The following is a 7,056-nucleotide window of genomic DNA, read 5'->3' as shown; positions in this document are numbered from 1 at the left end:
ACTATAAATAGGACAATTTTATTTAAACCCCGATTTATATTTTAAATATACAAGATTTAAAATTTAAATTATAATTTAAAGTTTAAATTTTTCTATGAATTTGCAGAAAAAAGAAGAAAATAGAGATTGGAATGTTGTGTTCGCTATGAAATTTCTAATCTCCAATATTATAGATAAGAATTACTCGGAAATTGCACGAGACCTAAATGAAATTGAAGGTGTTAAAACATCTTCTGTTCAGGTTAAAGCGATGACCGAAAGAGATAAATATGCTGTTCGTCAACTAACCTGGATGTCAGAAAAATACAATATAAATTGGAACTGGTTTTTTCGAGGTATTGGAGATCCATTGTTGGGTGATGATGATGAACATAAAAAAATTAGTACCGCTCTAAAATCATATACTAAAAAAGATGAAAATACAACCCCTAGGGAAAAGGAGAGTCCAAAAATGGTGGAACTTCAGGAAGAAGTTAAATACTTAAAAGAAATGCTTAAAAAGCATGTAGAAATGTTAGAAATTGCACTGAAAGGGAAAGAATCATAATACTTTCCCTATTGGGATTTAAATCGTTAATTATTATTTTGGTCTTCAGCATTAGACCTATCCATTTTTTCAACACAATCGAACGTAATTCCAGCCCGCTTTACCAGGTTTTTATATTTCATCTTTTCCATATTAGAAAGTTCAATCTCATGCTGATGGTCTGCAAATTCTAGCTCTAATTCAATATTTTTAATTTTATCTTTCAGACCTCTACTATTTTCTTCTAATTCTGCAATCTGATTCTTATAACGGCCATTTTTCCAAGCCAACAGCAAAGTCACTAAAAACAACAACAAAAGAAATCCACCAAGACTATAGAGATAAATGTCTGTTTTTTGAAGTCCTAATTTAAGACCTTCAATAATATTTCTCATTTTTACCAACTCTTCATTATTGCTATCGAGCTGGTATCCATAGTGGCTATTAAGATTTGCTTTAATTTTTAAAAGGAAGTTTTTATACACTTTATCATAATATTGATAGCCTTCTATATCACCTTTCTCCACATGTAAAGATTTTAACCCTTCCAAAGCTTCTTTCTCAGCTATTCCTATTTGATATTGTTTCGCTAATTCTAAACCTTTAATCAAATGTTTCCGAGCTTCCTGAAAATCTTTTAGCAGCCTATTGGCTTCACCCAGATGAACATGAGCATTTGCCATTAAAAAATTTAAATCATGATTTAAAGAATCCTGCAAATTCAAAGCTTTTAGAGCATTTCTTTTAGCTAATTTTGGTTTCCCAGTCATTAGATAAAAATAACTCCAATCATTATATAATCGACAACTATCACTACGGGTAAAAATATACTTTTCTTGATCTTTTAAAGCAATATTTGCACTGGTAAAGTCTTTACTATAAATAAATACCATTGCCTCATTACTTCTAATAAGGCCCATCTTTCTATTTTCAAGTTTAACACTAATTTTTTTGGCTTTTTCAATATAATCTTTGGCTATATGAAAATTATTTAAAAAACAATTAACCATAATTTGATTAATATACACGTTCAATAAATTTTTTTCATTCTTACAAATATCCTCTGCCTTATTAAGCTGCCTAGTTGCTAATTCAGAATTCAAAGACATAGCATACACTGCTCCCTGCAAATTCAAAGAATAACCTTGATAATATTCAGATTTTTTTTCTTTGGCAAGGCTATACAAATTATCAAGAAGGGTTAAAGCAACCTCAGGATTTGTATTTATATGATCGTAAGCAAGATTGGCTAAAGAAAACAAGGAATCTTGCTCAGCCTTGTTTTCCTGTGAAAATGAAAATGAGGGGAAAAATAAGCCCAAAATGATCAGGCTTATAATAAAAAATAATTGTTTTCTCATCTTATTTAAATATAGATTCCAAAAATTCCATTAACTCTTCCATCAAGCTAGGCTCCTCTTCCTTAGTATCTGTAACTTGAGATGTTTCAAGAGATACTTTTGCAAGGCTAGCTGTCGCAGGAGGATCTGGTCGATCACCACCTGTACCACCCCCACTATCATCCGCCATTACTGAGCCAGATAAGAAGAAAAGAAAAAGGATACAAACACTACAAAGCCTAAAAAATGATTTCATATTATTTCAATTAAGACATTTTCACCATTATAAATATATATAAATGGATCTAAATAGTTAATGTTTTTTATAAAAATTTTAATACAAAACTTATTTTTTTATTACTCTATAGACATTACCCTCTCCCTCTATAAAATACATACCTGCTTGAAGTTCACCTACATACAGGTGGTCATTACCATTTGAAGATATCACTTTATGGATTTCTCCAAATACGCCTCTTATTCTATACTTCCCTTTTGGTACAAAAACCTTGTTTTGAAAAGGGTTTGGATATACTTTTCCCGTTTCCTCAACCTTTTCTTCTATTGACAAAATTACTTCTTCCTGTTCATCAACAAGTTCTTGATACCACTCATCATATTCTTCCAAATCCTCAATAGCAAACTCCACAGGTCGTTCATAACCATTCACAGAACCATTTTCAGGATTTACCTCTAACTCCCTTTTCTTATTATTTCCCCATAGGTCTTGTAAATCAACAAAGCCATAGCCATAGTGTTGATCCCACCCCTCCTGATCATCAGTTAATTGTTGATAGCCCGATCCGACCGGTTGATCAATATCCCCCAGGTCTTCAATTCCATTTTCAGTTGACCATGGGTGATCAAACCCAGAGTTAAAAATATTATCATTAGCCACCTCTAGTAACCGCTTTTTTACCTCCCAATTTTCTAATTCTGGGTGATTCCCCCAAAACAAACTTATCATGGCAGACATAGCAGCAGCAGCATTAGATGTCCCCTTTGTCACAGTTCCGCTCCCTTGACCACTAATCGCATCAAAAGTTACTAATTCTGCCTTACGTCCTGGCATGGTACGAAATAGATTGGATGCCATATAACCTAATTCAATACCACCTACAGTTAGTAATTCAGGTTGAGAACCAATTAGGGAATAATGATTTTTCAAAATTACTTTCTCACTACCAATGTCATACATATTTCCAGCCACATTAACTAAAATAGCTCCCTTATTCCAGGCATAAGAAATAGCATTATCGAGTTCTTCATCAACAGTTCGAACAGATAGGTTATCCAAACTTGTTGGAAATGGAGTTCCATTTTGCCCAAGACTCATATTTATTACCTTTGCCCCATTGTCCACCGCATAACGAATAGCATCAGCAATACAATCACATGCAAAGTTTCCATCTTGATATTTTGGAAAGACAACAAGGTCCATAATTTTTGCTTTCCTGTCAATGCCTACACCTGCCCTATTTCCTTCTCCACTAGCCCCAAAAATATTGGCTAAGTAAGTGCCATGAGAGGAATTATCCTCAGAATACAACACATCGGGATCACCAGAATCATAAAAGAAATTATATCCGTATACATCATCTATATAACCATTCTCATCATCGTCAATACCATTGCCCGCTATTTCATCCTCATTTACCCATCTTCGCCGATCCAAAGTCTTATTCCCATATGCATCTGTATAATCAAAGTTAATCCCACTATCAATGAAGGCGACCACCATTTCCTCACTTCCTTCGATCTGATTATTCCAGATGTACTGCATGTTAATATCATTTCCATCTTCTACCCAACAGTTATCTTGCAAATACTTTTGCGAAAAGTTCTTATCAAACCATAAGTACTCCTGAAAATTATATCCGGCTGGAACATTAGCCCACAGTTCAGCTAATTCCTCTTCAGTGTAATCATTTGGCCCACAATCCGATTCCATAGAATCGCTTCTTTTTGCTGTGGTTTTTTGACTCATTTCTGAAAAATAAGGCCTTTCACCTACCTTACTTCTATTTTCTCTAAATTGTTGTTCTTCCTCTGGTCCCCAGTCTGTTATACTAATATTCTGCTGAGCAAATCCCCCTTTAAAGGGAAAAAGAAGTAGCAACAAAAACACCAAGAATTTTTTACCAATAGGGTAAAAAATAACGTCCAAAGTAACTAAAACCTTTTCTTTTCTCTGAGAATTCATCATGATCATAATTATAAAGTTAAAGATAAAACCCAAAGAATTTAATACATCTGCAAAAAAAATTAGTTTTTTTTACAGGCTCTATATTTCAATATAAATTCACTTTATCACATAAAAACCATTTATAATGGATGTGAATATTTAATATTTCTTATTTATTAGCATTTTTTATAATGTTTTTATGTGAATTTTTCACATTGCAATTATGCTTCAATTCAGTTTGAGCTCCAGTTTCCTAACGGTTTCCCTATATATCTTAAGATATCTTAGGTAAGCTTTCAAAACCGCCCTGCAAGAGGAGGGCGGTTCGAGAAACCACAAAACCTAATTAGTTAAAAGAAATATTGCATGCCGTATGGCAACTACGAACAGCAAACAATATTTTTAGTTGTACAAATAGCCATCAGTTCTTTGAATTAGTTTACAATACCTGTATCCTATTCCCTGAACCGTCGTGTCGTTTGTTTTGATGTTAAATGAACCAGAAGTTCTTACCGCAACCCTTCCTTGATAAACACCCTTTTTCTTACCAGAGGGAACGTTTGCCAAGACTATATCTCCTGTTTGAAATCCTTTAACCATCTTTTGCTTTTTAGCAGTAGTTCTTGGGAATCCGTATTTGTCTACCCTGCACATCTGTCTTGATCCTCTTCCCATTGCTTTTATGAGCAATGGTTTGTGCTTTTTAGAAATAAAGATATTTTCCCCACTTTCAGAAACACAGGCAGCATCCACCCAATGTGCTTTTGGGTAGTCTTGTTTAATCCTATTATACTTTGTTCTGGAACCCGTACTACAAGAGACTTTCAACCCATCGGATTTTAATACTTCCAGTGTTTTGAATATTGTTGAATTAACAGCAGCAGTATCTTTTAAAGAAGATTTTAATTGAGTACTTAATCTGTTTAATACATTTGGCTTGTCTTTCAAAAATTCCTCAACAGGCTTGTTGTTTTTCTTTTGGTTACACTTATTGCAAGCAATAGTTAGGTTACTAACTCTGTCACTGCCTCCCTTACTTTTAGGAATAACATGTTCAATTTCCAATGGAATATCTTTAGCATCACAGTAGACACATTTTCTACCAAATTTCTCCAATAGATATTCCCTCACTTCGTAACCTGATAATTCACCTTGTTGATACTCTACACCAGATATTTCAGCATTTTGCATCTTTTGCGTATCAAATTTGACAAGCTCCATAGTTAAGGAAGTAACAGGGCACCAAGATTGAATTCTATTTCTCCATGTATTAACATTATTCACCCTGGACATAAGAGAAGGTGCTAACCAACCTTTTGGCCTTATTCTATTTAGAAACCTTGGTTTTCGATACCTTGTTTTTCTCCCTCTTCTACTTCTTCTGCTTGCCCTTTTCGACTCCAATGCATTTCTTACAGAATTACCTCGGTGTTCAAGGTTAGCAGCCCATATACATTTTGATATCTGCTTTCCATGACTGACAATAGCTATTCCTGTTGTCTTGCTGCCTGGATCAAATTTGAGCTCTAGTTTTTGTGTTTCTCCATTTTTTCTTTCTGTTAATAGGATTGTAAATGGGATTCTTCTAAATACTTTTGCTTTTCCCCTTTTCAAAAGTCTTCTGGCTCTTGCAGGGTTGCAGGGCATTAGAGGTTTTTTAGCATTAGATAAAACAAATACTCTTTGCATAATCAATTAAAAAGTTACCTTTTAATTCTCGCCAGTTGGCGGTAAATACTTCCTCGCTAAAGTTATCCAACCTTCACATTGTGGTTGACTGGCTTAACCCATCTAAACCTGTTTACAGAGCCACGAAAGAGCCAAGAGCTGGAAGAGCACCCTTGGGTTTCTACATGAAGAATAACGTAGTCTAGTGAGAGACAAAACCTAACACAAGACTGAAGCTGGTCAACTCAGAGCTTTTTTACAAGCTCCTCACTTTAGTGAGGGGTCGCTGACGTCCCCAAAAATTATAGACCATGCCTACAGCGGGGCTAAAACTTATACCATCGCTTAAACCTTTTAGGGAAAAAACAATTGAAAAACAACCAGTCCTAGGGGAGGAATTGATTCCTCTCCCATTATCATGCTCTTCGATCTTCTGCTTGATTTCGTCAGTTGTCAGATTGTTTAATTTAGACAATTTATTTTTTATTCTTTCTAGCTGCTCCTTATGGCCTCTATTTTTAAAACCCACTTTGGGATTCTCAAGAATCATACGAAGATATTTTCCCTCTTCAAGAATGATCCCCCTTAGTTTTTCTTCTTCTTGAAATTTAATTTTTTTTGATTCGCTACTAGATCTCTTTCTCCTAGAAAGAATTCTTTTGACTTCGGACAGTTTTAAACAATTGTTTTTCATAATTTTTAAATATTGATAGCTTTTTTACTATCCTTCATTATAAAAAAATACCCTCTATTTGATTGCTGGTCTTAACCTTATCCAAAAACTCTGGCTTGATTTTTAATTGCGCTTGTTTAAGGTAGAGGTTATCTTTAGCCACAGGCAACTGTCCAGTATAAAACCCATAAAAAGCACACATTTCTAAAAAAGCAATTTTTTGTGCGCCTCTTACGGGATTCATACTTTCAAAATAGTCAAATACAGCTTTTTCTGTCTTTTTGGAAAAGTCCAATTTGAATATTTTCTGGCTCTTCGATTTAGTTTCGTTCATTCTTTTAGTTTTAATTCCTTTAATTCAGCCCCAAGAATATTGAGACCTTTTTGGATCTTCTCTATAGTTTCTGGACTAGGCTCTCTTGCCCCTTGTTTGTAATGCCCCAATTGTCTTTCATTAATGCCAATTATTTTCCCAAGTTTAGTAAGATTAACAGGAAATTTATTTAATGCCTCTTTTACCGTAAGCTCCATATCTTTTAATTTGAAAAATAGTAATATTACTACCTAGCAAATTAATTAAAAATCCCTTCAGGATGACATGAAAAAAAAAAATAAACTCATATGTTAGTATTCTTACTATCACTAATATTATTAAAAAAGCTTT

The 7,056-nt window shown here is 34.0% G+C and carries 8 protein-coding genes; 1 reads left to right on the top strand and 7 read right to left on the bottom strand.

Annotated features, from left to right (window positions below):
* Positions 1 to 94: 94 nt before the first annotated feature.
* Entirely contained in the window at positions 95 to 547 is a 453-nt protein-coding gene (locus E1171_RS11530; RefSeq protein ID WP_155206158.1) for a hypothetical protein, read from the top strand.
* Between the two features lie 26 nt (positions 548 to 573).
* Here E1171_RS11530 and E1171_RS11525 read toward each other — a convergent pair whose 3' ends face one another.
* The 7 genes from E1171_RS11525 to E1171_RS11495 all read right to left on the bottom strand — a co-directional run bounded on the left by E1171_RS11525 (position 574) and on the right by E1171_RS11495 (position 6,923).
* A complete protein-coding gene (locus E1171_RS11525; protein WP_155206157.1) occupies positions 574 to 1,887 on the bottom strand; it encodes a hypothetical protein in 1,314 nt (437 codons plus the stop codon).
* Position 1,888: 1 nt separating this feature from the next.
* The gene (locus E1171_RS11520) at positions 1,889 to 2,122 is read right to left on the bottom strand and encodes a hypothetical protein (protein WP_155206156.1); all 234 of its coding nucleotides are present in this window, start codon (positions 2,120 to 2,122) and stop codon (positions 1,889 to 1,891) included.
* A gap of 90 nt (positions 2,123 to 2,212) precedes the next feature.
* Positions 2,213 to 4,072: a S8 family serine peptidase gene (locus E1171_RS11515; RefSeq protein ID WP_187696405.1), complete on the bottom strand. Its 1,860-nt coding sequence runs from the start codon at positions 4,070 to 4,072 to the stop codon at positions 2,213 to 2,215.
* A gap of 381 nt (positions 4,073 to 4,453) precedes the next feature.
* Entirely contained in the window at positions 4,454 to 5,740 is a 1,287-nt protein-coding gene (iscB, locus tag E1171_RS11510) for an RNA-guided endonuclease IscB (RefSeq protein WP_155206154.1), read from the bottom strand.
* Between the two features lie 235 nt (positions 5,741 to 5,975).
* Positions 5,976 to 6,413, bottom strand: coding sequence for a hypothetical protein (locus tag E1171_RS11505; protein ID WP_155206153.1), 438 nt, complete (start codon positions 6,411 to 6,413; stop codon positions 5,976 to 5,978).
* A gap of 37 nt (positions 6,414 to 6,450) precedes the next feature.
* Positions 6,451 to 6,726: a hypothetical protein gene (locus tag E1171_RS11500; RefSeq protein ID WP_155206152.1), complete on the bottom strand. Its 276-nt coding sequence runs from the start codon at positions 6,724 to 6,726 to the stop codon at positions 6,451 to 6,453.
* The gene (locus tag E1171_RS11495) at positions 6,723 to 6,923 is read right to left on the bottom strand and encodes a helix-turn-helix domain-containing protein (RefSeq protein ID WP_155206151.1); all 201 of its coding nucleotides are present in this window, start codon (positions 6,921 to 6,923) and stop codon (positions 6,723 to 6,725) included. Before E1171_RS11495 ends, E1171_RS11500 begins: the two co-directional genes overlap by 4 nt.
* Positions 6,924 to 7,056 lie beyond the last annotated feature (133 nt).

Source organism: Xanthovirga aplysinae (assembly GCF_009711365.1).
Classification (GTDB): domain Bacteria; phylum Bacteroidota; class Bacteroidia; order Cytophagales; family Cyclobacteriaceae; genus Xanthovirga; species Xanthovirga aplysinae.
Note: the sequence above shows the minus strand (reverse complement) of the source record. Positions and strands in the feature narration are given on the sequence as shown.